A 25615-nucleotide genomic window follows, 5' to 3' on the forward strand; every position below is an offset into this window, starting at 1 on the left:
AGTATTATTTTCAGTAATGTATGTGTATACTAAAATATGGATATACAATTGTTTTGGGGATGTTACTTTTGTAAGAAAGTTAATAATTGTGTTTAGGGAGGCTTTTTAAATGCGTAAAAGGGTATTTTCTATTTATTTACTTCTTGGTGTATTTACATTAATAGGTTGTGGTAGTCAATATGATTCCACAAGTACAACTTCGGAAAATGCAAAGGACATGGTTAACAGCAGTACTATTGTAGACGAGGTGAAAGTATTAACATTAGCTCCTTCAGAAATGAGTGTTGAAGAATTGTGCAAAGTTTTCGGTTATGGAAAAACAGTTGATTTGATAGAAGACATTGACACTTACTACAGCGATTCAGATCAGGTAGTAATTCTTGATAGTCATACAATTCTGACAGGAAGTGCGATTATTGAAGGAACCCCTGTAGATGCAACTACAGACCAAAATAGTGTAACTATTAAAGAACTTAAATATTTACTAAATGATAAAAAGGGAGAAATTGATTCATTTTATGAAAAGGTGAAATAACTTACTAACTTAAATAAGGAGAGAAGCAAATAAAAAAAGTATTATTTTTAGTTTTATTTAGCGGTGTTTTTTTGGTTTCAAATCTAGAAGTTGATGCAGCTCAATACAAAGAGCCATAAGTTGCCATTGCTGAAGATCCGATTAAAAAAGGAATTTTGGAAAGTGGTGATGATTCTGAAATATTCTTTGGAGTCAGTGATACAGATAAGGTTGTTGAATTACCTGACGGGGCATTCCTGTATGGACAGGCTGTCGTAACGACGAACAATCAAGAAACAGAAATTGACAGTGAGAACGATTCAGAAGCTATATTAGTGGAAGAAGCTAGAGAGATATTAGAAGAAAGAGCTGAGAAGGCCGGAAATGTTCAAGGCCCTGTATTAGCAAGAGGAGTAACTCCAACATTTACTCATGTGCTTTTGAAGTATGGCGCAAGAGGGACAGGCACTTTCCCTAGTGGAATAGGTTGGCATTCAATTAGTTGCGTTTATCAATCAACTGATGGTGGTCCATATACAAGGTGGGAAACATTAGGGGACTCTGCTATGGTAGGAACAGCAACACAGGCGACACGGACTTTTAATGGAACCCTTTCAGGGACAGCTTTGCCATCGGGAGCTCTCTGGTATTTTTCTGGTGCTAATACAATTTATACTTATTATAATCATAACTCATATGTGGGACAAATATGGGAAGCGAGAAATATTTAAAACCAAAAAAATAAACTTTATAAAGAATCACTGAAGATAAAGGCTCATTGTCAACTAGTGTTGGTAAAAGAAATACGCTAGAAAAAGCAAACAGGGAACATATTAATCCATGTCACCCTGTTTGCTTTTTCAGTGTTGCTTTTGGTTTCTTCTTGAGGAAATAGGTTCCTCTATACAAAAAGATCCGCTCAGTGAAAGCAGCACTGACGGCAGTAGGTTACAAAAGCATTGAACTGAAAGCAGAGCTGTCTTTTGATGGAAACTTTTTGAAAAAAATTCTCTTCAAAAGAAAGGTTAGGGTCTAGAATATCTAAGGAATCTTTGGTCTGCTCGGATAAAGACGTTTTGAAACACTCCTGCAGGTTGGTTTTGGTCGACTTTACTTCTAACGGATTTCAAGATATCTTTCCTGTTTTTTTCAAAAAGAAAAAGTGCCGGTGAATATAACCTTACCAACACTAGATATTATAGAGCCTGAAAAAAATCATAGAATAAAAGAATGCCCACAACTTTTCTGAAGATGTGAACATTCTTTTATTCATTTCTACCTATTTTTTCTCAATACAATATAAAATCGGCGGATGATTCATTTGATTGATAAACTGATAACTCAGAACATTATAGTTCTGTTGTGGAAGGTTTCTGCAAAGAGCTTCAACCATAGACAGCTCCTCTTTACCTCCTTCGTGCCCATAATAGACGACCAAAATGATTCGTCCCTTAGATACCAGACGATCAAGGAGCGCATCAACAGCTGCTTTTGTCGTGTCAGGCTGAGTGATAATTTCTTTATCACTTTTTGGGAGATAGCCTAAATTAAAGATAGCTGCTTTAATGGGAGTTTCTATAGTAATTACATCCTTGATTGTCTCATGGCCCTGATGAAACAAGGTGGACTGCTCCATCAGCTTCTGCTCACTCAAACATTTACGTGTTGCATCAATTGCTGCTTTTTGAACATCAAAAGCATAGACTTTACCAGTGATTCCCACAAGTTTTGCCAATAGAGCAGTATCATGTCCATTTCCCATAGTGGCATCAACTACCTGATCGCCAGGCTGAATGATTTCTTCCAGCAGTCGGTGGCTGAAATGAAGGGATGTCTGAAGCATTATGCTAATACCTCCCCGTTAGTCCGGACATTGTATTTTCCTTGATAACTGTCGCGGTCTTTCAGTTCATTATCGATGGCATTTAATACTTCCCATTTCTTCAGACTCCACATAGGACCGATTAAAGAATCAAAAGGAGAGTCCCCGGTTAATCGATGAATAATTATTTCCGGGGGAATCATTTCCAGCTGATCACAGATCACAGAGACATAATCTTTACGGGTCATCAACTGAAGACGACCTTCATTGTAATCCCGCATCATTTTTGTGTTGGTCATCAAGTGAAGCAAGTGCAGTTTGATTCCCTGAATGTCTGAATCTATAATTGTTCGGCGGACATTTTCCCGCATCATATCCAGATTTTCCCCTGGCAGGCCATTAATCAGATGGGTACACACACGAATATTATGCTTTCTCAGTTTTTCTACGCCGTCTAAATAGGTTTGGTAATCGTGTGCACGGTTAATGGCATTGCTGGTTTCTTCAAAGGTTGTCTGAAGTCCTAGTTCTACCCATAAATAATAGCGGTTATTCAGCTCAGCTAAATAGTCTACTACATCATCAGGCAAACAGTCAGGGCGGGTTCCAATTGCCAGCCCGACAACACCTTTTTCGTTAACAACCTGTTCAAAGCGATGACGAATAACTTCAACAGGTGCGTGAGTATTGGTAAAATTTTGGAAATAAACAATGTATTGTTCCACATTTGGCCATTTTCCATGCATCATTTGAATTTCTTTTTGAAATTGCACTGGAAGCGGATCGTGAGGTGCAACAATCATGTCTCCAGATCCGGATACACTGCAAAATGTACAGCCGCCCTTAGCAACTGTACCATCGCGATTTGGACAGTCAAAGCCGCCATCAAGAGGCACCTTGAAAATCTTGCCGCCAAATTGCTGACGTAAAGCATAGTTCCATGTATGATAGCGTTTATTAAGATCATCAGTATAAGGAAAAGTTTTCATTTTTAGTCTTCTTTCTAAGATTGAATATTTTTAAATCGCCATATAAAACGCAGCTTCTGGTAAACGGGATAGCTGATTAAAAGCCATGAAAGACCAAAACAAAACCCTCCAAGTATGTCACTTGGAAAGTGAACGCCTAAGTAGACCCGGCTGATTCCAATAAAGAGGATACCAATTCCCAATAGGATTTGGTAAGTCAAGCGCAGAGAATCTTTTTTGACAAATAATGGCAATAATAGAATGATTGTACCATAGAGCAGGACACTTCCGGTAGAATGACCACTGGGAAAACTGTAGCTGTGTTCTGTTACTAGATGTTCCAGATCCGGACGTTCCCGTAGAAATATCAATTTTAGCAGCGAATTCAGAATACCTGCAGCAAAGCCTGTGTTAATCAAGAGCCACAGAGCTTCTGCATAATACTTTTTCAACGCAAGTACTCCTACAATTGTCATTGTTAAAATGGCAACAGTCAATGGATTGGCAAATTTTGTGTACCAGATAAATTCCTGATTAAGTGCAGGGTAAGGAGTTCGAATAATTGCAGTGAGTGTTTGATCAAAGCCGTTCAGCCATTCGGAGTAGAACTTCACTGTGTATCCAAGAAATATAAAAACGAGAAGAAAGCAGCTGCCGGCAAACTGATAATAAAGGTTGTTTTTCATTAATATAAGTCATTCCTTTTAGTCATTTGTTTTTCTACAGAAAATTTTTGACACGCTTATTCAGTATACCGCATTATGGTTTATTAAAAAATGAGTCGGAGCTTATTTAATAAATTTTAATGAAAAAAGCTGAAGCGAATAAATGATTATCTGCTTCAGCCCTATTATGTTCTATTTAGATGGAATACTGTGAAAATAACTATTCTTCGTATTCTTCATACTCTTCCTCATAATAATATATATCATAAACAGAGATATCTCCTGTATTAGTTTTTAGTTCAAATTCACTACCGTTTTTTCCGCGTTTATAAGTAGAGCTTTCTTCATCTAAAAGATCTACATCTCCCAGTTCGGATTCGGCTTTGATTGTGATATTATCTACTCCCTGGGGTAAATCGATTTCAATATCTCCGTGTTCCATCACAGCGTTCATCTTTTTAGGAAGATTCTCTCCAGCCAGGTAAATAGAGCCGCTTTTCCCGGTCAGCTCCACATCCCCCCGGAGATCAATGATATAGAACTCTCCATTTTTAGAATCTGCGGTTAATTTAGAAGTTTTTACATCGTTTAAGTCTATATTTCCACTTGAAGTAATGATTTCAACCTCATTACCTGTAAAGCCATAAATACTGGTATTACCATACTCACTTTTTAGAGATAGTTTCTCAATGCGGCTGTCACCATAAATATTAATATATCCATTCCTGCTGTTTATATTTATCTCTTCTGATGTATTAGAAATAAAATTGATATCGGCATGATCAATTGTTGCTTCCAACTTGGTAGTGATAAAATCATAGACGTCAATTGTGCCTGATGCATCACCATCAATAACCAAGCGCTCAATATCTGCTGGGATGGTCAGTTCAATTTGGGAATCTTCAAGATGGAAAAACTGAAAGTCAAACTGTTCAAAAGTTTCATTTTTTTGATTTCCGCTGACAGATACTGTGAGCGTTTCTTTTGATTCCTTTGCATCAAAGGAACTGTTAATGGGTGTAGTAACACTGCTTTGAGTATTCATGGACACCTGATTATCTGTTGAAGACCGCAGAATGTAAGCAGCATTGCCGGAAAGAGTTAAATGCAGCTCTTTGATATCTTTTTTATTTTTGATAGTATAAGCTTCCTGCTGATTTTTTACCATTGATATTTTCGCCCGCTGATAGAATACTGCACTGCCAATCCCGCCGACGGCTATTGCCAGAATACCGAGAATCAGAAAGAAAATAGTGACTTTTTTCATTATGCCCGCCCCCTAAACACTTTACCATGCCATTTGATGTAATTCTTTAATGAACTGAAGAATAACCGTGTAAGCGGCAATAAAATAACTACACCAATAATTCCGATACCGGAAAGAAAAATAGTGAAGAACAGCTGAAACAGTCCGGCATCATTAAATCCAACGATCAGTGAATATGTTCCTAGAATTGGTGAAAGAACCAGAACGATCGCTGCAATCCAACATGAAAAAACGACCGCGGCGAAAGCAACAAACATCCAGATCATAAACAGAAAATCAAAAGCCAGCAATGCACAGCTTTTAAAAACACGCATGCCTATTTTTTCAGGAGGCCGTGTATCAAAGAGTTCTTCTTTATAGGGATGTTCTGATACGAATTTTTCAAATTCAGTGTATTCGTCATATTCCTCTGATGAGGGAATCTCCTGCCAGCCATCTCTGGTCAGCTTTTTTTCAGGGATATCAATACCAAACTCCTTTAGGATTTCTTCTGCGATAGAACGGGGTTTTCCCAAACTTTTAGCAATTTGTTCTTCTGCTTCTCCAGCAGCTGTCCGTTCTTCAAAAAGTGTGTCATATTTTTCTAGAACAGCTGCCTGATGTTGAGGAGAAAGGGGTTTTAAATATATTTTGAGTTCGATCAAAAAATGCTCTTTATTCATACGATTCCCTCTTTTCATTCAATAATTTCTACGATGTTTCTCTCATGTACACTATAAGTTTTTACGAAAAGAATAACAAGTAGTTTTGCGGAAAATCGGTCTAAGGTAAAGAGTAAAGTAGGTCTTAAGACGGAGAGGATTTAATACTATAAAAACTAAACGTAAGAAATATTTCTAAAATGAATATAGATGTTATATTTTTATAAATCTTTTATTTTTTATTAAAAACATGTATACTTATAAAGAAGAATTTTTTTCTATTATAGATGGAGGACCTACTTATGAAAAAGCTGTCACGAAAAGAAAGAAGGAAAGCAGAACAACACTATAAAGCGGTTGAACAATTAAAAAAAGGAACTACGATATTCAGTTCAGCCTTGGCTGTCTCTTCTATTGCCAGTACAGCGGCTTTATTACCAGGTGTTGCAGAAGCAACAGATGGGGAAGCAGACAGTGCAGAAATTGCGCCATCGGCTACTGATACATATCTGGACAATATACAAACAACAAACATAGAAAACACAGCAGATGATTCCTGGGCGGAGGAGACCGCTTCTTCAGAAATAATAGACGACTCTGAAATGTCTATAGAGGAAACGATCCAAAGTGAAGCTGTAACAGAAGAATCGACAGCAGCAGAAGAAAATCCAGTCTCTTTAGATGAACGTACTGAACCTGCTCCTTTTGCAGCAGCAAGTGCGTCTGTCAGTACGTCCTCTTTTATAAACAGTATCTCCGGGCATGCTCAAACCGTTGCAGCAGCAAATGACTTATATACCTCGGTAATGATTGCTCAGGCTATTCTTGAAAGTGGTTCAGGGGCGAGCTCGTTAGCTCAGGCACCGTATTATAATTTGTTTGGGATTAAAGGAAGCTATAATGGTCAATCAGTATACATGAATACCTGGGAATATTTGAATGGGGAATGGGTCGCTAAAAATGAAGCGTTTCGTAAATATCCATCATTTACGGAATCTTTTCATGATAATGCCTATGTTTTAAGAAATACATCATTTCAGTCCGGCGTATATTATTATTCCGGCGCTTGGAAAAGTAATACAAGTTCTTACAGGGATGCAACAGCATGGCTGACAGGACGTTATGCAACTGATCCAGCATATGGTGCAAAATTAAATACTCTGATTGAGGCCAATAATTTGACTCAGTACGACACACCGTCAACCGATGGGAATACTGGAGGAAACACAGACAGTAGTACCGATGGAACAGGAACTGGCGGCGGTTCTTCGTCAAACAATCAGGATGTGATTCACACCGTTGTCTCCGGAGACAGCTTGTGGGCACTCGCCAGCAAATATGGAACGACCATTACCAATATTAAAAACTGGAATAATTTATTCGGCGACACTATTTATATTGGACAAAAGCTGGTTGTGCAAAAAGGTAGCGGGACATCTTCCGGAGGGAGTACTGGGGATACCGGCGGCTCATCCTCCGACAATAACAACAATAATTCTGATAATACCGGAACAACAACAAATACGTATTATACCGTGAAGTCTGGTGATAGTCTGTGGGTAATTGCTAACAGCAACGGAGTGAGTATAGCGAATCTTAGAAGCTGGAACAATATTAGCGGCGACCTGATTTATCCTGGTCAACGACTGATTGTGAAGAAAGGCAGCAGTACTTCCTCAGATGGAGGCACAGGAAGTACAGGGGAAAGTTCTTCAGACAATAATAATTCAGGCAATACTGGAACGACAACAGATACGTATTATACCGTGAAATCTGGTGACAGCCTGTGGGTAATTGCTAACAGCAACGGAGTGAGTATAGCGAATCTTAGAAGCTGGAACAATATCAGCGGCGACCTGATTTATCCCGGTCAACGCTTGATTGTAAAAAAAGGCGGCAGCACAGGAAATACCAATACCGGCGGCAGTTCTTCAAACAATAATAATTCAGGCAGTACTGGAACGACAACGGATACGTATTATACCGTGAAATCTGGTGACAGCCTGTGGGTAATTGCTAACAGCAACGGAGTGAGTATAGCGAATCTTAGAAGCTGGAACAATATCAGCGGTGATCTGATTTATCCTGGGCAACGTTTGATTGTGAAAAAAGGCAGCGGGGCATCCAGCGGCGGCAGCTCCGGCAGTACCAATAATTCCAACAGCTCAAGCAGCAAGACACATCTGGTGAAAAGCGGCGATACATTATGGGAGCTGGCTAACCAGTACTCTACAACAATTCAAAAAATTAAACAGCTGAATAATTTAACCGGAGATATAATTTATATTGGACAGCAGTTGAAAGTTGCGTAAAAGGATTGAAATGCGCAAGGAAATTTGTTAGTATAACGTCATATATAACTACAGCAATGATAAGGAGTAGTAGAAAGAACTCTGTTTTAGAGAGCGTATGGCTGGTGAAAATACGCACAGAAGCTTTTGAACTCGCCTTGTAGCTGATTCTTGTTGAATTAAACAGTAGATAAGAACGGCGGCGGCCGATAGAGCGCTGAAGATTTGTCTGTGCAAGCAGCAAATAAATTTAGGTGGTACCACGTTGTATTCAACGTCCTATGGGAAAGTTTTCCTGTAGGGCGTTTTTTTATTAAGGTGTTGTATTGCCGAAACTTGTAGCAGCGAATACAGTAATTAATGAATCAGGAGGAGAAAAATGAACTACGACCACAAGAAAATAGAGAAGAAATGGCAGAAGTACTGGGCCAAAAATAATTTGTTCAATACACATGATGATCCGGATCAAAAGAAATTTTATGCACTGGATATGTTCCCCTATCCGTCCGGTCAAGGACTTCATGTCGGTCATCCGGAAGGCTATACAGCAACAGATATTATATCCAGAATGAAACGAAGTCAGGGCTACAATGTTTTGCATCCAATGGGATGGGATGCTTTTGGGCTTCCGGCAGAACAATATGCTTTGGATACTGGAAATGATCCAGCAGAATTTACAAAGAAAAATATCGAAACGTTTAAACGCCAAATTAATTCTCTGGGGTTCAGCTATGACTGGAATCGTGAAATTAATACGACAGATCCTGAATATTACAAGTGGACACAATGGATTTTTACCAAGCTGTATGAACATGGACTGGCATACGAAGCTGAAGTGGCGGTTAACTGGGTACCTGAGCTGGGAACTGTGATTTCCAATGAGGAAGTGATAGATGGGAAAAGCGAACGCGGCGGTTATGATGTTGTCCGTAAGCCTATGCGTCAATGGATGCTGAAAATAACTGATTATGCGGATCGTCTATTGGACGACCTTGAGCTGGTTGACTGGCCTGAAAATATTAAGGAAATGCAGAGGAACTGGATTGGCCGTTCAGAAGGTGCTAATGTTACGTTTAAGATTGCAGACACAGATAAAGAGTTTACGGTATTTACAACGCGTCCGGATACACTTTTTGGAGCGACTTACAGTGTGCTTGCACCTGAACTGGCACTTGTACAGGAAATAACAACAGATGAACAACGCTCAGAGGTAGAAACATATATTGCAGAAGCCGCAAAGAAATCAGAGCTGAACCGAACAGATCTGGCAAAAGAAAAAACGGGTGTATTCACCGGTGCGTATGCAATCAATCCAGCAAATGGGACAAAAATCCCGATCTGGATTGCAGACTATGTTCTTTCTTCTTATGGAACAGGTGCAATTATGGCTGTCCCTGCTCATGATGAACGGGATTATGAATTTGCCAAAACATTTGGATTGGAAATTACTCCGGTTGTTGCCGGTGGAAATACAGCTGAAGAAGCTTATACAGGCGATGGGCTCCATATTAATTCAGCGTTTCTTGATGGATTGAATAAAGAAGAAGCGATTGTAAAAATGAACGACTGGCTGGAAGAGCAGGGTGTCGGTAAAAAGGAAATCAGCTATCGGTTGCGTGACTGGCTGTTTTCACGTCAGCGTTACTGGGGTGAACCAATCCCGATCATTCACTGGGAAGATGGCACGACGACGACCGTTCCTGAATCAGAATTGCCGTTGTCATTACCTAAAACGGATGATATCAAACCGAGCGGAACGGGTGAATCACCTCTGGCAAATATCGAAGAATGGATTAATGTTGTTGATCCTGAAACAGGAATGAAGGGTCGTCGGGAAACAAATACGATGCCTCAATGGGCAGGGAGCTCATGGTATCATCTGCGCTATGTTGATCCTCATAATAAAACAGCTATTGCAGATCCTGAGAAACTGAAGTGCTGGCTGCCGGTGGATATTTATATTGGCGGAGCAGAACATGCGGTGCTGCATTTGCTGTATGCACGCTTCTGGCACAAATTCCTGTATGATATCGGTGTAGTTCCGACAAAAGAGCCGTATCAAAAGCTGTTCAATCAAGGAATGATTTTGGGTCAAAGCTTCCGTGACAGTCGAGGTGCACTGGTACCTACAGATATGGTTAAAAAAGCTGAGAACAATGGCTGGGTAAGTATTGAAACTGGGGAAGAGCTGGAAGAAGCTCCGGCCAAAATGAGTAAATCACTGAAAAATGTGGTGAATCCGGATGAGGTGATTGAAAAATACGGAGCCGACACGCTGCGTCTGTATGAGATGTTTATGGGACCTTTGGAAGCAGCGATTGCCTGGAGTGAAAATGGTTTGGAAGGAAGCAGGAAGTTCCTCGACCGCGTTTGGCGTCTGATTGTTGATGAGAAAGGGAAAATGCGGGATCGTATCACTACTATGAACGATGAGAAACTGACAAAAGTTTATCATCAAACGGTGAAAAAAGTCACAGAAGACTATGAACAGCTTCATTTTAATACAGCGATTTCTCAACTGATGGTTTTTGTAAATGAAGCAAATAAAGCAGAGGTTCTGCCTTATGAATATATAGAAGGATTTGTTCAGCTGCTTGCACCGATTGTTCCTCATCTTGGAGAAGAGCTGTGGTCAATTCTTGGAAATGAAGAAAGCCTGACTTATGCTGCTTGGCCAACCTATGAAGAAAGCCAATTGGTTGAAGATGAAGTGGAAATTGTTCTTCAGGTAAATGGTAAAGTCAGAGAAAAACTGGTAGTTGCTCGGGGACTTGATCGAGGAATTTTGGAAGAACAGGCACTTGCTTCAGAAAGTGTGCAGTCCTTCATTGAAGGAAAGGCTGTGCGAAAGATTATCGTTGTACCAGATAAATTAGTCAATATAGTAGCAAATTAACTGATTGAAGGTTGGACCTTAGAGCGTGAGTGTATATTTATGATACGCTCTCTGAGGTCCATTTTTTTATTGAAAGCAGAGATTTTTTATGGAAGGATTAAGTCATATCACGTTTATCGTTAAAAACATTGAAAGAACAACTAAGCTGTTTAAAGAAGTGTTTGCTGCAGAAGAAATCTATTCAGGCGGAGAGGATGTATTTTCTGTATCAAGAGAAAAGTTTTTTTGGTTCAGGGGGTGTGGATCGCAGTTATGGAAGGAGAGTCTTTACCGTCAAAAACGTATAATCATGTAGCTTTTAAAATTGACAGGGACAAACTGGCTGAGTATTGGGATAAAATTGCTTCACTTGGATTGGAGATCAAAGATGGTCGAAATAGGATAAAGGAAGAGGGGCAGTCTATTTATTTTTATGATTATGATAATCATTTGTTTGAACTGCATACCGGAACATTGGGAGAGCGCTTAAACAGATACAGGAAGGGAAATAAATAGAGGCGGTTGCGGTGTCGTCAGCATCATGATACAATAACAAAAAAAGACAAGGTGGTGAATAGGCGTGATGGCAGTTATGGGAAAAATAACATACAAAGTCTTTGACTTTCTAGGGTTTATTTATTTTTGCTATAACATTATTTCCAATTTTTTCTTCCAAGGGACAAGTGTGTCTAAATATGGAAGAAAAATTTAAATAAAGAGACCATTCAGGCTTATTTACGCAGATATGTTAAAGATAATAAATAACAAACAAAGCCATGGGTATTTTTCCTGCGGCTTTTTTCTTTGATATGAACAAATCTGTTTTTAGTATGCTGAGCGGCAGAAAGAGGCAATAGATGTTAATACAACTACAGGGAATAGAAAAAAACTATAGCACATATCCGTTATTTGAAGAGCTGAGTTTAAAAGTTGAAAAAGGAGAACGGATTGGAATAGTGGGAACAAATGGTTCCGGAAAATCCACTATTCTTAAAATGATTGCAGGATTGGAGGCTGCAGATAAAGGCACGATCAGTATTCAAAAAAATGTAACTGTGGGTTATCTGGCTCAACTTCCTGAAGCTGAGCCAAAACCGGTTCGGGAATACTTGCTTGATTCGTTTGAGACTGTCAATCATATACAAAAACATCTGAAGTATTTAGAAGAGAAAATGACCGATCCGCAGGCTGATTTTGGGAAGCTGCTTTCACAATATGGCAAACAGCAGGAGTTGTTTGAAGCAGCAGGCGGTTACGAGGTAGAGAATCGTTTGGAGATGATTGCAAATGGATTGGAGGTAGCTAACCTTATGGATCAAAGTTTTGATGCATTAAGTGGTGGGGAACAGACAATCATTAATCTGGCACGTATTCTTCTTCAGCAGCGTGAAGTGCTGCTGCTGGATGAACCGACGAATCATCTGGATATTCAGCGAATCAGCTGGTTGGAAGGTTATCTGCTTCATGAAAAGAGAACTTGTCTGATTGTTTCACATGACCGTCAGTTTTTAAATCAAGTGGTTGAGAGAATCGTTGAGATAGAGGATGGTAAATGTTGGAATTATAAAGGCAGTTACTCTGCTTATAAGGAACAAAAAGAAGCGCGTATTGAAAAATTGAGGAAGGATTTCGCTGAGCAGCAAAAGGAAATTCAAAAGATAAAGCTGACGATCCGTAGATTCAGACAATGGGGGCATGAAGGAGATAACGAAAAGTTCTTTAAAAAGGCAAAAGAGTTGGAACGTCGTCTGGAAAAAATTCAAAAAATACCCAAACCCAAAGGAGATAGCCAGAAACTTGGGAAGGGTTCTTTCCGCATAGCTGATCGTTCAGGCAAAGAAGTCCTTATTGGCGAAAGGCTTAAAAAGGAGTATGATGATCGCGTGTTGTTTAAGAACAGCAGTTTTTCTTTATTTTGGAAAGAGCGGGTTGCGATAATCGGTGAGAACGGGGCCGGAAAAACAACATTGATGAAGCTGATTCTGGAAAAAGAATCTCTAGATAGTGGTGAGCTTAAACTGGGAAGTAATGTGAAGATTGGCTATTTACCCCAAGCTATTCAATACGATTATCCACAGCGGTCCATCTTACAGGAGTTTATGTATGAGTGTTCTTTGGACGAACAGGAGAGCAGGCGGCTGCTTGCTGGATATTCATTTTATAAGGAGGATGTGCTGACTCAACTGCGGTTTTTAAGCGGCGGAGAGAAAATCCGCCTCGAATTGGCAAAACTGATGCAGCAGAAAATTAATTTTTTGTTGCTGGATGAACCGACAAATCATCTGGATATTGAAACAAGGGAAGAGGTGGAAGAAATTCTAGAAGACTTCACTGGGACATTACTGGCTGTTTCGCATGATCGTTTCTTTTTAGAAAAAATATTTCCTGATTTTTTGGTGATTAAAGATGAACGAATCACTAAGATAACATGCAGCTATTCTGATTTTTTTAAACAGGAAATCTAAGTTGGGAAAATGAAAGATATAAAAAAAGGCAGAGATAAAATTAAATTTTACTCTGTCCTTCTTTTGTAGTCTTACACAGTCTTTTGATGCTGAACGGCTCAGCAACTTTCAGATTATTTATTATTCAGTAACATCTTCACCAAACCAGGTTTCAGATATTTCAGCGAGCGTCCCATTTTCACGCAGTATTTTGAAAGCCTCGTTAATTTTTTCAGCTAATTGCGGGTCGGTTTTGCGTATACCAACAGCAAATGTCTCGCTTTCGAAGGCTCCGGGAATAATGGAATAATTTGCAAGATTCTCTTCATGTGAAAGGTAATAGTTGGCATAAACCCGATCAATCAGGAGACCGTCAATACGACCGGATTTTAAATCCATGAAAGCCTCATTAAATCCATCATATAAAACAGCTGTCTGGTCTTTTACCAGATCTTTCAGGATCTCCGGCTCTTCTTCAAAGCCATGATACCCGGAAGAGCCGTTTTGAGCACCTAAAATTTTATCTTTCATATCAGAAAACTGGTTGATATTGTTCTTTTTCAATGATACAACAACCTGTTCATTCTTCATGTAATCGTTACTGAACAGCACCTTTTCTTCTCGTTCAGCTGTTTTTGAGTAGCCATTCCAAATTAAATCAATGGTCTGATTTTGCAGTTCGTTTTCCTTCATTGACCAGTCGATTGGCTGAAAATCAATCTCAATATCATACAAAGCAAAGACGGCTTTTGCCAAATCAACATCAAAGCCGATAATCTCTCCTGCTTTATTTTGAAAGCCCATAGGGACGAAGGAATCATCCAAGCCTATAATGATCCGTTTCTCCTGATTAATTCGTTCCCATTGGTCTCCGTCAGTCTTTTTTCTTCCGCAACCGACGATCAGTAAGGAGGAAATCAGCAAAATAGGGATCAGCCAATATACGTTCTTTTTCATAAAATTCTCCTCCTATTGAACAGGGGCGACCGTTAACAGCTGGTCGGCAATATTTTCAGCAAACTGCATATCGTGAGTCACAACGATTTGCGTGATGCCCTGTTCTTTCAAACTTAAAATGACTGCTTCCACTTGCTGACGCAGCTCAGGGTCCAGTGCGCTGGTAGGCTCGTCATATCCCAAGACTTTGGGTTTCATTGCAAGAGCTCGAGCCAAAGCTACCCGTTGCTTTTGACCACCAGACAGCTGATAAGGGAAAAGTTCCTCTTTTCCTGAAAGGCCAAATTTATTTAGCAGCTCCAGTGCCTCGGCTCTGCTTTCTTCCTTGGGCTGTTTCAGCGACAGGACAGGTGCTAATGTGATATTATCAAGTACTGAAAGATGAGGAAACAGTTGAAAGTCCTGAAAAACAATACCTACAACCTGATCTGCATTATCCATTGCAACAGGATCAAAGGTTTGTCCATCAATAGACAATTCTCCTGAATCAATGGTTTCCAGACCGGCAAGACAACGAAGTAATGTCGTTTTTCCACCACCGGAAGGACCGACAATTGTCAAAATTTCTCCATCCGGAATTTCTATAGATAATTGATCAATAATCATTTTAGTATCAAATCGTTTTGTTAAATTTTTTATGACCAGCATGTCTTTTCCTCCTTTTAGCGGTAATATTGATAGTATTTTTCGATTTTTTTAGACAGCAGCGTCAGAACAGCTGTGAATAATAGATAAATGACCCCGACCAAAGCCAGCGGCAATATGGTTACATCTCTGCTCATTGCAATTTTTCCGGCTCTTAACAGGTCTCCCAGTCCGATAACATAAATCAGTGAAGTGTCTTTCACCAGGTTGATGACCTCATTGCCAATGGAAGGCAGGACGATTTTAACGACCTGAGGCAGAATAATTTTTTGAATGGTCTGCAGTTTTGTCAGACGAAGCACTTTAGCTGCCTCATACTGCCCTTGAGGAATTGATTGGATACCCCCACGAAAAATTTCAGCAAAATAAGCAGCATAATTTAATATAAAAGCAAAAAGTGCTGCATCGTATCGTTCGAAAACAATTCCAACTAACGGCAAACCGTAAAAAACAAAAATCAACTGCAGTAACAATGGTGTTCCCCGCATCAGCCAAATATACACGTTGATAAGATAAGTCAGTGGCTTAAATCGACTTTGAAGTCCAAAGGCGACAATAATTCCCAAAGGAATTGACCCAAGCAAAGTAAAAATAAATACCTTAATGGTCATTCCAGCACCGCTTAATAAAGCCGGTAAAATTTCCCCTACATAATCCATGATACAACCTCCAGTAATTTCTTTATAAAGACTATGTTAAAAAATGAACCGTTTTACCGCTCATTTTAAAAACCAAAAACAATGTTGTGTTTTCCTCTTTTCATCAGACAATACAGTCTCGACCAAATAAAAAGAACCTCCCGGCATAAGAGCCAAGAGGACGAAAATATCGTGGTTCCACCTCATTTTACTTCTGTCTTGCAACAAAAGCCTCATGAGCAGTTGGCTGTATAAACCGACTGCTGCCTCGTTAACGGTGAGCTGCCGCATTTTCTTACTGAAAGCTTCAGAAAATGACTTCTTCAGATGTGTTCATTATTGTCTTTCTGCTGCTTCTTTCAGCGGTTGAAGCATTCTCTGTCAGTAAGGGGGCAATAATTACTCGTTCTGTTCATTAGTTTTAGATAATAAAAAAAAAGTCCTTCGGCATATCAAATGCCAAAGGACGAAATATCGTGGTTCCACCTTTGTTCACTGTTATCTCACAATAATAGTCTTAGAAAGTCTATGACTCTATGCTGTAACGGGCCGTCCCGGGTTTGTTTACTGAAGTTCAACAAACCAACTCCCAGATGTGGTTCACTTTGTCTTGTGCCTTTTTTCACCAACCAAAGACTCTCTTGAACAATGACGAAAGCTACTCTTCTGTTCTTTGTTTTTATTTACTTTATCATCGGGATTACAATCTGTCAATGTGAAAAGGAAAAAAATATGAAGCATATAAATTAAGCAAATAATTTTTTTCAGGTAAAATAGAATATAATAGGTATACGTGCAGTTTTTTTTGTACTTTTAGCGGGATTTATTTGGAGGAGGAAAGAGAATGAAGAAATTTGGTTTATTAATGGCAGCAGCTGTACTATTGCTTAGTGCCTGTAGTTCAGGGTCTAAAAATAAAAGTGAGTCTGGAAGCACGACTGAACCGGAGCAAGTGATTAATGTAGCTTCCGGTGGTGAATTATCAACTTTAGACAGTGCTCATTATACAGATGTTTACAGTTCCGATATGATTGGGCAGTTGGCTGAAGGGCTGTATCGTTTGAACAAAGATCAGGAACCGGAACCGGCGATGGCAGCAGAAGAACCGACAGTAAGTGAAGATGGGCTTGTTTATATATTTAAGTTAAGGGAAGCTGAATGGTCAAATGGGGAGCCGGTCACAGCAAAGGATTTTGTCTACTCTTTTAAAAATGTTGTTGATCCTGCGTATGGCTCAAGCAGCAGTAATCAGATGGATATATTTAAAAATGGACGAAAGATTCGTGAAGGTGAACTTACTTTAGATGATTTTGGTGTAAAAGCTGTGGATGATCAGACCTTGGAGCTCACGCTGGAATATCCGATTACGTACTTGTCTCAAGTTTTGACAGGTACACCGTTTATGCCGAAAAATGCAGAGTTTGCAGATGAAAAAGGAACTGCCTATGGTACTTCTTCAGATAACTTTGTAGGGAATGGCCCGTTCTTGATTTCCGGGTGGGATGGTACAACGGAAAGCTGGCAGCTGACTAAAAATCCGAATTACTGGGATCAGGAAAAAGTAAAGCTTGAGGCAATCAATGTACAGGTTGTGAAGGAAATTGCGACAGGAACGAATTTATTCGACAGTGGTGATTTGGATTATACTGGATTGGCCGATACCTATGCATTGCAATATAAGGATTCACCTCAGGCCTACTTTGTTCCCAAAGCATTGGTCGGTTATCTGAGTCCAAATCACAAGCGTGAAGTAACAGGGAATGTGAATGTTCGTAAAGCAATCCTGCAGGCTATTGACAAGGAGGCTTTTGCAGCAGATATTTTGGGTGATGGCTCGACTGCTTTAAATGGATTTGTACCCAAAGATTTTGCGAGAAATCCGGCAAATGGAGATGATTTCAGGAACGAAAATGGTGATTTGCTGCCCTATGATTTAGATGCGGCGAAGGAAAGCTGGGAAAAAGCGAAGAAAGAGCTTGGAAAAGAAACGATTGAACTGGAATTGCTTTCTGCTGACTCGGCAATTGCTAAAAAAACGATTGAATTTGTACAGGGGCAGCTGCAGCAGAATCTTTCCGGCTTGACAATCAACTTAAAATCTATACCGTTGCAAAACAGATTGGACCTTCAGACAGAAAGCGAGTTTGATTTGGTATTTGGAACATGGACACCAGATTATGCGGACCCAATTAACTTTTTGGAGTTTTATGATTCAAAGAGCGGATTAAATACAGCAGGATACGACAATTCAGCGTATGATGCCGGATTGAATGATGCACAAATCACACTTGCCAATGAACCCGAACAGCGCTGGCAGGAATTGCTGAAGCTGGAGAAAATGCTTGTTGAGGAAGATGCTGCGGTGCTTCCGCTGTATCAGGGAGCGATTGGTTATCTGAAAGCAGATCGACTAAAAGATCTTCAGGTATTTTCATTTGGTCGGACGATCTCTTATCGTATGGCTTATGTTGAGGAATAATGACTGATTGAAGAAACTAAAAATGAAAAAAGACACAAGGAACGGTTTGAAGTGACCCCAAAACGTTCTGTGTCTTTTTTCATTTAGCTGTTTATACATATGCTTTTTAATGAATAATCTCGGTAGGCAGTAATATTGTTTCCCTTTGTCCATCATCAACTGCTAAAACTCGTTCAGGATAATTTGAAGAGTAAGGAAAATCCAGATCAACTGCCATTTCTACATCGCTGAATTCTTGTGAAAAGTGGAGAGTTACCTTGTCGTTATTGGACAGAACATCAAAAGTGAGCATAGTTGTTAAAGGAATCACACCTTTTAGATTACGGTCAATAATAAACCAGATACTATCTATCAGCTCTCCCGGAAGAGTGGTCACAATGCCTAAAGAGGCATAACGGCTGCGATTTGTATCAAATGATTTAAACATAGAAATCCCTCCTTCATTTCACTTACTATTAGTATAGCGCAAACAACTGGAAGTTTGGAATGGGGTGCTTCTTTTTCTGTGTCTATAGTTCTTGCTGAGCTTCGTTTCAATTTCAACAATCTCTAAATGGCAAAGCCATTAAGAATTGAAGGACTCTGTTTTGAACCTCTGAGCAGTCATTGTTTGCCTCAAGTTGTCAGTTCCACTTTTGTCAGATTTTTTAGTGGAATGATAGGAGTGCGATAGTCAAATGAATTAGCAATTATTCATTCCAGAAAGAGAAGCAATTAATCGCAGAGGTATATAAAGTCTGGAACACTAGGGGCTGCAACATAATGTTACAGCCCCGATAATAATCCTTTGTTTGATAATAATCCTTTATTTCTGTAATAAAAAATTGGGTTGTGTAAAAGGATTTTTATTATTCTTTTTCTTCTCCGATCACTTCTGGTTCAGAAGTTTCTCCTGGAGTTTCTTCTTCTTCGTTGGACTGAGCTTCCGTAATGTTGACAATTTGTTCGTCACCATCAGTTACAATAGTGAATTTATCATTTTTTGGAAGATCAGCAACAGTTAATGAATCACCGATTGCCAACTTGGCAACATCAACTTCTACACGTTCAGGCAGATTTTCAGGTGTAGCGGATACAAGAACAGAATACAGATTTTGAGTAAGAGCTCCACCGGCTTTCACACCTTTAGCTTCTCCCACTAAAACAACTTCAGCTTCCACTTCTGTTTCTTCAGTCATGTTAACTGCCAGAAATTCAACGTGTTTAATCTTACCTGTAAATGTATCAAGCTGTGTTTTATACACCAAGGTATTTACTTTTTTTCCATCAATAGTCAATGCAATAACTGTGTTGGCACCATTATCGCGTAAGACCTTAGTTAATTCTTTCTCATCTACAGTGATTGGAGTGCTTTCGATCTGATAGCCATAAACAACTGCTGGAATTTTTCCTGAGTGACGTAACTCATTTCTAAGTGAACGGGGACGGACGGCTCTTTTCTGAACTTCTAATGAAACTGACATAACCTAAATTCCTCCTTTGATAGTGAGTGAATTTATTTGGTTAAACAAAATGCAACATAAAGAAATTCCAACGAACAAAAAAGGACTGATTACAACATAATCAGCCCTGGAACTTCACCTATGATACCTTTTCTCTTCCAGGTCATTACGCTGTTTTTGAGAAACCTATGATTCACTTTACTTATTAACCATAACGTGATTTTAACTTTAAGTCAAGGGAAGTGAAATTTTTGGCTTGAATTGAACAGATCTTAATGTATAATTAAGGATTATTATGTTAAGGAGCTGCTATGCGTTTAGATAAATTTTTGGAACAGCAGAATATAGGTTCTAAAAAGTCCGTCAGACGATTACTTCAGCGAAAAGCTGTAACCGTTGACGGTCAGATAGTAATAGAAGAAAATATAAATATTGATCCGACTGTCCATGAAATAAAAGTGGCGGGTAAAAGGATAAGAGGTGCAGGGCATTCCTACTTCCTGCTGAACAAACCGCAGGGAACAGTTACAGCTGTAAAGGATGCTGAACACCAAACAGTCATTGATCTTATCAGAGAAGAGGATCGAAAAACTGGTCTTTATCCAGTTGGCAGGTTGGATAGAGATACTGAGGGACTGGTTTTGATTACAGACAACGGACAATTGGGGTATCAGCTGCTTCACCCCAGCAGGAAAGTAACAAAGCGATATCTTGTTACGGTAAATGACCGACTGACTGAAGAAGATTGCCGGTGTTTTTCAAAGGGAATCGTTTTTATTGGCGGAATACAGTGTCTTCCGGCTGAGTTGGACATTCTTACTAGCTCTTCAGATAGAAGCAAGGCTTATCTGGATATCAAAGAGGGCAAGTTTCATCAGGTGAAAAAGATGTTCCTGTCCGTTGGGAAAAAAGTAACCTATTCTTAAGCGGATCAGCATAGGACCGATTGTTTTGGAGGATGATTTAAGGAGCGGAGACTATCGGTCGTTAAATCAGGAAGAAATAAGGCAGCTGCTTCCTGTTGTAAAAAAGGTAAATATAGATAGAAATGGGTAGTGAGGATGAAATACAAGACATTATTATTTGACGTAGATGACACATTATTGGATTTTCGGACAACAGAAAAGCGTGCTCTGTATACGTTGTTTTCAGAAGAGCAGCTTGAACTGACGAAGGAAATTGAACAGACTTATCAGGCAATCAATCATCAGTTGTGGCAGGATTTCGAGCATGGTAAAGTTGCAAAAGAAACCATCAGCGAAACGCGCTTCGGTTTATTGTTTGAGCAGCTGGGGAAAAAGGTTGATGGAAAAGCACTGGGTGCAAGATATCAGAAGCACCTAAGTGATGGTCATGATCTTCTGGGAAACAGTAAGAAGATTTTAGAAAAATTACAGCCAGATTATGATTTGTATGTGGTCACAAACGGGATTGCTGTAACACAATACAAGCGATTGAAAGATGCTGATCTTTATCCGCTGTTTCAGGATATCTTTGTTTCTGAAGAAATTGGATATCAAAAGCCGATGAAAGAATATTTCGATTATGTATTTGATCAAATCCCTGATTTTGATAAGGAAAAGACGGTCATTATTGGTGATTCTCTTAATTCAGATATTGGCGGAGGACAGCAGGCAAATATTCAAACGGTTTGGCTGAATCCAACCAGACAAGCAGGCAAACAGGAAATTCAGCCTACGTATGAAATTCAACAGCTGGATCAGTTGTTTTCGATATTAGGTTAAAGAAGGTTAAGAAACCACTAATCTTAGTATGTTTATTTTGAAAGAAGTTTGTTAAAAATTTTTTATTTATAAATCCAGACTTAAACGAACCATATCATTCAGAACTTGACCATTGTCAATAATTTCTTCATCATAATGGCGAATGAAAAAGTCTTTATCTATGCCTGTCATGCGAAATCCGCATTTCTGATAGAGATAAAGTTGGGCGAATCCTGTACTTCCTGTACCTACTTCCATCGTCTTAATTCCCTGCTTTCTTGCATAGTCAAATGCGAAGGCAATCATTTTTTGTGCATAGCCTTGATTTTGAAAGGCTTCGTCTACTGCAATGTTCACCAGTTCCAATGTATCAGGACGAGTTGGCAGCAGGACCATAATTCCAACCAGTTCAGGATTCAGAGCAGCAAATACTGTTCCCCTTTGTGTATAGTCGTCGATAAGTCGTTTGGATGGATCGGCTTTAAAGAGTAATCTGTAGTGATCATCTGTCAGTAGTTTGATTTTATCGAGCTTCAAATTTTTACCTCCAGTAAATTTTTATTGAATTCTAAAAAAGCTCATATTTTCTGTGGCATTCTTTCCGCTTTTCATTATAATAGATAAGGACGACAATGACTATAGCTGAAAAAGAAAGAGGTTTTCCTGCATGAAAAACAATCAACCGATAATCATTGGTGTAACCGGGGGCTCAGGGAGCGGCAAAACAAGTGTCAGCCGAGCAATTTTCAATTACTTTCCTGATCATTCCATCATGATGCTTGAGCATGATTCTTACTACAAAGATCAAAGCCATTTAAGCTTTGAGGAGAGATTAACAACCAACTATGACCATCCGTTTGCGTTTGATACGGATTTATTGATTGAGCACTTAAAGCAGCTGTTGAACTGCCAGCCTATAGAAAAACCGGTCTATGATTATGTGGCTCATACCAGAAGTTCGGAGACTGTTATACAGGAGCCGAAGGACGTGATTATTTTGGAAGGAATTCTGATTTTGGAAGATCCCAGACTGCGGGAGCTAATGGATATCAAGCTGTATGTGGATACAGATGACGATACTCGGATTATTCGGCGGATAAAAAGGGATATGGAAGAACGAGGACGGACACTGGATTCGGTGATTGATCAGTACTTGACCGTAGTAAAGCCGATGTACCATCAATTTATTGAACCTACAAAGAGATATGCCGATGTAATTGTTCCAGAAGGCGGAGAAAATCATGTGGCAATTGATTTAATTACGACTAAAATAAAAAGTATTTTGGATTAAGCTGACCATACAAGATAAAAAAAGCGGGATTTTCAAATTGAAAATCCCGTTTTTTCAGCTAATCATCATTTTGTCAAGCAGTGCTGTCTTAGTTGTGAAGGCCGGTGTGAATATCGTCGATGATTTTAAGCTGCTTCAAAAAATCTTTTCTCAAGACAGCCCATTTTTCATAATTTTGCATAGAAAATGTATGATTATTTGAGCGATTGTCTTTAACAATATTGAGCGAGAAGGCTTCATCATGGATACAGATAAAATCAAAGTTGAATGATTCGGCATTCTGATCATAAGTGTAACTACATTTTTTAATGTAGTCTAAGGCTTCCGCCTTTTTGGAAAGTATGGTACATCTTTCAAGTAAGTAGTTCAATTCAGACTTGTTGAAAGGTCGATTAGGTGAAATTTTAATCGAATAGATATTCATACAGCGCTCCTTCTATCAATAATGGTGATTCTCTAACCATCCCCCTAAAGTAAATAAGGGTCAGAAGCTGACCCCGAAATACAATATAAGTTTATCATAAAAGCTTTTGAATATCTATTCAACTTGAACTTTAACAGGAAAAAGGTCAAAAAAGGTCATGAATTGAAAGTTTTTTTTGCAGTTCTTTTTTTTTTGATAATATGTCAGTTATTCTACTATAAATTATCAAATATTTGCTTATTCTTTTAAAATCTTGAAAAACATTTCTGTACGAATCATGTTATAATTTGTAAAAAGATGTTATCCTCGGAAGGGGGAGATAAAAGAAATGATACGCAGGGGAGAAATTTTTTACGCAAATCTGTCACCAGTCGTTGGATCTGAACAAGGAGGAATCCGGCCGGTTTTGATTATTCAAAATAATAAAGGAAATTTATTTAGTCCAACATTGATTGTAGCGCCTATTACAAGAAATATCAGAAAAAAAATGCAGCCGACACAGGTTAAGGTGAACATTCCGCATGAAGAGGAACTAACTCCTTCGCTTATTTTACTGGAACAAATTCGGACACTGGATAAGGAACGAATTTTGCAGAAAATCTGCAAGCTGCAAGAAGGTGATATGGAAAAAGTAAATCAGGCGCTGAAGATAAGTATAGGAATTCGATAGGCTCTTTAGCTGATACATAGAATGATGAAGTGTGAAGAATGGGGAAGATGAGGTTATGACAAATCTTTATTTGTCCTGAGCTGCCAGTCCTGCTTGCCTAATAGTAAGCTAGCAGGATGGTATGCGAAGCTCTGATGGAGATAAATTTGTCAGAATTTATTCCATATACAATGAGATAGCTGACTGCAGAGGCAGAAGTGCCTAGCTTTTAGCATCGGGCAGGTATCATGCATCATCTGCTCTGACAAATCAATCGGAGTGAAATCCTTCAATTCTTAATGACTTTGTCATTTAGAAAGTAATGAGATCGAAACGAAGTCCTTCAATTCTTAGTGGCTTTGCCATTTAGAAATTGATGAGATCGAAACGAAGTGTAGTGTAGTGAGAACCGTAGAGCAGCTTGCAGGAACGTGCTGCTACTATGCCTTGAGTTGTCAGTTCCGCTTTTGTCAGATTTTTTTAGTGGAATGATATATGTGCGATAGTCAAATGAATTAGCGATCATTCGTTCCAGAAAAAGAAGCAATTAATTGCAGTGGCAACACAACACGTTCCTATGCGCCTTCCTACTTGATGCGCCACAAATTTTTGGTGATTAGGCAGGTGTTGTTCATCATAGCTCATAGGCACTAAATGTTATGTCTTGAGTAACCGCAGGTACAAAAGAGACTTTTACTTCTGGAACACTGTTTATTCAGTTTTAAGGGTCTGGGGCATACTAATGTCGCAGACCCATTTTGTTTGTTTATTTTTAAGGGGTTTGCTTTGCAGGATTTGAAATTTTATTTTTTCTCAGTATAGTAGAGTAGATAAGGAGGGTTTAATTTGAAAAAGATTCGCTATGGGATTTTAAGCACTGCGCAGATTGTTCCGCGGTTTGTTCAGGGGATCAGAGAAAGCAGACAAGGAGAAGCAGCAGCAATTGCATCCAGAGACTTGACAAAAGCAAAAGAGGCAGCGGAAAAGCTTGGGATACCAAAAGCCTATGGAAGTTATGATGAACTTTGCCGGGATAAAGAAATTGATGTGGTCTACATCGCAACATATAACAAAGGTCATTATTCAGCAGCCAGGCTGGCTTTGGAGAACCACAAGCATGTGCTTCTGGAAAAGCCTTTTACACTTTGTATCAGTGAAGCAGAAGAGCTATTTGAGTTGGCCGAAAAAAATAATTGTTTTTTGATGGAGGCACAAAAAGCTGTTTTTCTGCCGGTAACTGCTAAAGTTAAAGCTGCTGTCCAAGAGAATAAAATTGGAAAAGTTCTGTATATTCGATCCGTGACTGCTTATCCGAATATTGATCACCTGAAGTGGTTTCATTCAATGGATGCCGGTGGTGGTGCATTGCATGGATCAGGAAGCTACCCGCTTGAGTATATTCAGTTTATTCTGGGAGAAGCAATAGAGAGCTGTACCGGGCAGGCATCTATTGAGCCGGGAAAAACAGACGCACGTTTTGACCTCTCATTAAAATTTTCAAATCAGCTTTTGGCCAGTATATTTATAACTGTAAATCTTGACTTACCTAGTGAGATGACGATTTATGGTGAAAAGGGAAAAATAGAGATTCCATCATTTTGGAAAGCAAAGCAGGGAATGATTCATTATGCAGATGGAACAACAGAAAAACTAACCAGTACATTTAACAATGAATTTTCATTTGAAGTAGACCATGTCAATGATTGTTTGGAGAAAGGACTTCTGGAAAGTCCTGCTATGACAAAGAAAATAACTCTTGATACGGTGAAATTAGTGGAAGAAATGTACACCCGGTGGACTGAATAAAAAACGGATATGAAGCAGCAGAAGTATAAGAGTACCTGAAAGGGACTGAAACTGAAATCTTATACGTGAGTAA

Annotated in this window: 22 protein-coding genes, 2 pseudogenes and 3 other annotated features; of the genes and pseudogenes, 12 read left to right on the forward strand and 12 right to left on the reverse strand. The window is 39.1% G+C overall.

All coding sequences use genetic code 11. The features are described from left to right. Nucleotides 1-109: 109 nt before the first annotated feature. Both IW492_RS00225 and IW492_RS00230 read left to right on the forward strand, forming a co-directional pair. Entirely contained in the window at nt 110-535 is a 426-nt protein-coding gene (locus tag IW492_RS00225) for a hypothetical protein (RefSeq protein WP_202064004.1), read from the forward strand. 155 nt (nt 536-690) lie between these two features. Then, nucleotides 691-1245: a hypothetical protein gene (locus tag IW492_RS00230; RefSeq protein ID WP_202064006.1), complete on the forward strand. Its 555-nt coding sequence runs from the start codon at nt 691-693 to the stop codon at nt 1243-1245. Nucleotides 1246-1793: 548 nt separating this feature from the next. On the opposite strand, the gene IW492_RS00235 is transcribed toward IW492_RS00230, so the two are convergent. The 5 genes from IW492_RS00235 to IW492_RS00255 all read right to left on the reverse strand — a co-directional run bounded on the left by IW492_RS00235 (nt 1794) and on the right by IW492_RS00255 (nt 5898). Beyond that, nucleotides 1794-2357, reverse strand: coding sequence for a class I SAM-dependent methyltransferase (locus IW492_RS00235; RefSeq protein WP_202064008.1), 564 nt, complete (start codon nt 2355-2357; stop codon nt 1794-1796). Beyond that, nucleotides 2357-3325, reverse strand: coding sequence for a TIGR01212 family radical SAM protein (locus IW492_RS00240; protein ID WP_202064010.1), 969 nt, complete (start codon nt 3323-3325; stop codon nt 2357-2359). Before IW492_RS00240 ends, IW492_RS00235 begins: the two co-directional genes overlap by 1 nt. 14 nt (nt 3326-3339) lie before the next feature. After that, nucleotides 3340-3990: a phosphatase PAP2 family protein gene (locus IW492_RS00245; RefSeq protein WP_202064011.1), complete on the reverse strand. Its 651-nt coding sequence runs from the start codon at nt 3988-3990 to the stop codon at nt 3340-3342. A 199-nt stretch (nt 3991-4189) separates the two neighbouring features. Beyond that, complete coding sequence (locus IW492_RS00250) at nt 4190-5236, reverse strand: DUF4097 family beta strand repeat-containing protein (protein WP_202064013.1); 1047 nt, start codon at nt 5234-5236, stop codon at nt 4190-4192. Continuing rightward, the gene (locus tag IW492_RS00255) at nt 5236-5898 is read right to left on the reverse strand and encodes a DUF1700 domain-containing protein (protein WP_202064015.1); all 663 of its coding nucleotides are present in this window, start codon (nt 5896-5898) and stop codon (nt 5236-5238) included. Before IW492_RS00255 ends, IW492_RS00250 begins: the two co-directional genes overlap by 1 nt. A 281-nt stretch (nt 5899-6179) precedes the next feature. Between IW492_RS00255 and IW492_RS00260 the strand changes: the two genes are divergently transcribed. The 4 genes and pseudogenes from IW492_RS00260 to abc-f all read left to right on the forward strand — a co-directional run bounded on the left by IW492_RS00260 (nt 6180) and on the right by abc-f (nt 13508). After that, a complete protein-coding gene (locus IW492_RS00260) occupies nt 6180-8189 on the forward strand; it encodes a muramidase family protein (protein ID WP_202064022.1) in 2010 nt (669 codons plus the stop codon). Between the two features lie 47 nt (nt 8190-8236). Continuing rightward, nucleotides 8237-8453 (forward strand) — a binding site (T-box leader). A gap of 94 nt (nt 8454-8547) precedes the next feature. Then, nucleotides 8548-11064, forward strand: coding sequence for a leucine--tRNA ligase (gene leuS, locus IW492_RS00265; RefSeq protein ID WP_202064029.1), 2517 nt, complete (start codon nt 8548-8550; stop codon nt 11062-11064). 88 nt (nt 11065-11152) lie between these two features. Beyond that, nucleotides 11153-11559: pseudogene (fosX, locus tag IW492_RS00270) on the forward strand (FosX/FosE/FosI family fosfomycin resistance hydrolase). A 341-nt stretch (nt 11560-11900) separates the two neighbouring features. Beyond that, the gene (abc-f, locus tag IW492_RS00275; protein ID WP_202064031.1) at nt 11901-13508 is read left to right on the forward strand and encodes a ribosomal protection-like ABC-F family protein; all 1608 of its coding nucleotides are present in this window, start codon (nt 11901-11903) and stop codon (nt 13506-13508) included. A 120-nt stretch (nt 13509-13628) separates the two neighbouring features. Here the strand turns inward: abc-f and IW492_RS00280 are convergent, their stop codons facing one another. From IW492_RS00280 to IW492_RS00290, 3 genes are read right to left on the reverse strand one after another with little or no spacing between them, the layout of a single operon-like run. After that, nucleotides 13629-14444, reverse strand: coding sequence for an amino acid ABC transporter substrate-binding protein (locus IW492_RS00280; RefSeq protein WP_202064033.1), 816 nt, complete (start codon nt 14442-14444; stop codon nt 13629-13631). A gap of 12 nt (nt 14445-14456) precedes the next feature. Then, nucleotides 14457-15092 (reverse strand): amino acid ABC transporter ATP-binding protein, encoded by a 636-nt coding sequence (locus IW492_RS00285; protein WP_202064035.1) that lies wholly within the window; start codon nt 15090-15092, stop codon nt 14457-14459. Nucleotides 15093-15106: 14 nt separating this feature from the next. Then, nucleotides 15107-15748, reverse strand: coding sequence for an amino acid ABC transporter permease (locus tag IW492_RS00290; RefSeq protein WP_202064036.1), 642 nt, complete (start codon nt 15746-15748; stop codon nt 15107-15109). Nucleotides 15749-15901: 153 nt separating this feature from the next. After that, nucleotides 15902-16152, reverse strand: a binding site (T-box leader). A gap of 34 nt (nt 16153-16186) precedes the next feature. Continuing rightward, nucleotides 16187-16410, reverse strand: a binding site (T-box leader). A 161-nt stretch (nt 16411-16571) separates the two neighbouring features. Between IW492_RS00290 and IW492_RS00295 the strand changes: the two genes are divergently transcribed. After that, nucleotides 16572-18206, forward strand: coding sequence for a peptide ABC transporter substrate-binding protein (locus IW492_RS00295; protein ID WP_202064037.1), 1635 nt, complete (start codon nt 16572-16574; stop codon nt 18204-18206). Between the two features lie 106 nt (nt 18207-18312). On the opposite strand, the gene IW492_RS00300 is transcribed toward IW492_RS00295, so the two are convergent. Next, a complete protein-coding gene (locus tag IW492_RS00300; protein ID WP_202064038.1) occupies nt 18313-18633 on the reverse strand; it encodes a DUF960 domain-containing protein in 321 nt (106 codons plus the stop codon). Between the two features lie 421 nt (nt 18634-19054). After that, the gene (locus IW492_RS00305; RefSeq protein WP_202064039.1) at nt 19055-19669 is read right to left on the reverse strand and encodes a 50S ribosomal protein L25/general stress protein Ctc; all 615 of its coding nucleotides are present in this window, start codon (nt 19667-19669) and stop codon (nt 19055-19057) included. A gap of 290 nt (nt 19670-19959) precedes the next feature. On the opposite strand from IW492_RS00305, the pseudogene IW492_RS00310 reads away from it, so the two are divergent. Both IW492_RS00310 and IW492_RS00315 read left to right on the forward strand, forming a co-directional pair. After that, a pseudogene (locus tag IW492_RS00310) lies at nt 19960-20704 on the forward strand (16S rRNA pseudouridine(516) synthase). Between the two features lie 5 nt (nt 20705-20709). Next, nucleotides 20710-21393 (forward strand): YjjG family noncanonical pyrimidine nucleotidase, encoded by a 684-nt coding sequence (locus IW492_RS00315; protein ID WP_202064040.1) that lies wholly within the window; start codon nt 20710-20712, stop codon nt 21391-21393. 66 nt (nt 21394-21459) lie between these two features. On the opposite strand, the gene IW492_RS00320 is transcribed toward IW492_RS00315, so the two are convergent. Next, a complete protein-coding gene (locus IW492_RS00320; RefSeq protein WP_202064041.1) occupies nt 21460-21909 on the reverse strand; it encodes a GNAT family N-acetyltransferase in 450 nt (149 codons plus the stop codon). 130 nt (nt 21910-22039) lie between these two features. On the opposite strand from IW492_RS00320, the gene udk reads away from it, so the two are divergent. Further along, entirely contained in the window at nt 22040-22663 is a 624-nt protein-coding gene (gene udk, locus IW492_RS00325) for a uridine kinase (protein WP_202064042.1), read from the forward strand. Between the two features lie 88 nt (nt 22664-22751). Here udk and IW492_RS00330 read toward each other — a convergent pair whose 3' ends face one another. Next, on the reverse strand, nt 22752-23087 hold the full coding sequence (locus tag IW492_RS00330; RefSeq protein WP_202064043.1) for a hypothetical protein: 336 nt from the start codon (nt 23085-23087) through the stop codon (nt 22752-22754). Between the two features lie 328 nt (nt 23088-23415). Here IW492_RS00330 and IW492_RS00335 point away from each other — a divergent pair, with 328 nt between their 5' ends. Next, nucleotides 23416-23757, forward strand: coding sequence for a type II toxin-antitoxin system PemK/MazF family toxin (locus IW492_RS00335; RefSeq protein ID WP_202064044.1), 342 nt, complete (start codon nt 23416-23418; stop codon nt 23755-23757). 825 nt (nt 23758-24582) lie between these two features. Next, entirely contained in the window at nt 24583-25542 is a 960-nt protein-coding gene (locus IW492_RS00340) for a Gfo/Idh/MocA family protein (RefSeq protein WP_202064045.1), read from the forward strand. Nucleotides 25543-25615: the final 73 nt, after the last annotated feature.

Source organism: Enterococcus sp. BWB1-3 (assembly GCF_016745275.1).
Classification (GTDB): Bacteria; Bacillota; Bacilli; order Lactobacillales; family Enterococcaceae; genus Enterococcus_L.

Coding starts and splice junctions, on each gene's coding strand:
- abc-f (WP_202064031.1), top strand. CDS start 11,901: ATGTTAATACAACTACAGGGAATAGAAAAAAACTATAGCACATATCCG.
- IW492_RS00225 (WP_202064004.1), top strand. CDS start 110: ATGCGTAAAAGGGTATTTTCTATTTATTTACTTCTTGGTGTATTTACA.
- IW492_RS00255 (WP_202064015.1), bottom strand. CDS start 5,898: ATGAATAAAGAGCATTTTTTGATCGAACTCAAAATATATTTAAAACCC.
- IW492_RS00260 (WP_202064022.1), top strand. CDS start 6,180: ATGAAAAAGCTGTCACGAAAAGAAAGAAGGAAAGCAGAACAACACTAT.
- IW492_RS00240 (WP_202064010.1), bottom strand. CDS start 3,325: ATGAAAACTTTTCCTTATACTGATGATCTTAATAAACGCTATCATACA.
- IW492_RS00285 (WP_202064035.1), bottom strand. CDS start 15,092: ATGCTGGTCATAAAAAATTTAACAAAACGATTTGATACTAAAATGATT.
- IW492_RS00305 (WP_202064039.1), bottom strand. CDS start 19,669: ATGTCAGTTTCATTAGAAGTTCAGAAAAGAGCCGTCCGTCCCCGTTCA.
- IW492_RS00300 (WP_202064038.1), bottom strand. CDS start 18,633: ATGTTTAAATCATTTGATACAAATCGCAGCCGTTATGCCTCTTTAGGC.
- IW492_RS00250 (WP_202064013.1), bottom strand. CDS start 5,236: ATGAAAAAAGTCACTATTTTCTTTCTGATTCTCGGTATTCTGGCAATA.
- udk (WP_202064042.1), top strand. CDS start 22,040: ATGAAAAACAATCAACCGATAATCATTGGTGTAACCGGGGGCTCAGGG.
- IW492_RS00245 (WP_202064011.1), bottom strand. CDS start 3,990: ATGAAAAACAACCTTTATTATCAGTTTGCCGGCAGCTGCTTTCTTCTC.
- IW492_RS00335 (WP_202064044.1), top strand. CDS start 23,416: ATGATACGCAGGGGAGAAATTTTTTACGCAAATCTGTCACCAGTCGTT.
- leuS (WP_202064029.1), top strand. CDS start 8,548: ATGAACTACGACCACAAGAAAATAGAGAAGAAATGGCAGAAGTACTGG.
- IW492_RS00290 (WP_202064036.1), bottom strand. CDS start 15,748: ATGGATTATGTAGGGGAAATTTTACCGGCTTTATTAAGCGGTGCTGGA.
- IW492_RS00330 (WP_202064043.1), bottom strand. CDS start 23,087: ATGAATATCTATTCGATTAAAATTTCACCTAATCGACCTTTCAACAAG.
- IW492_RS00295 (WP_202064037.1), top strand. CDS start 16,572: ATGAAGAAATTTGGTTTATTAATGGCAGCAGCTGTACTATTGCTTAGT.
- IW492_RS00235 (WP_202064008.1), bottom strand. CDS start 2,357: ATGCTTCAGACATCCCTTCATTTCAGCCACCGACTGCTGGAAGAAATC.
- IW492_RS00280 (WP_202064033.1), bottom strand. CDS start 14,444: ATGAAAAAGAACGTATATTGGCTGATCCCTATTTTGCTGATTTCCTCC.
- IW492_RS00315 (WP_202064040.1), top strand. CDS start 20,710: ATGAAATACAAGACATTATTATTTGACGTAGATGACACATTATTGGAT.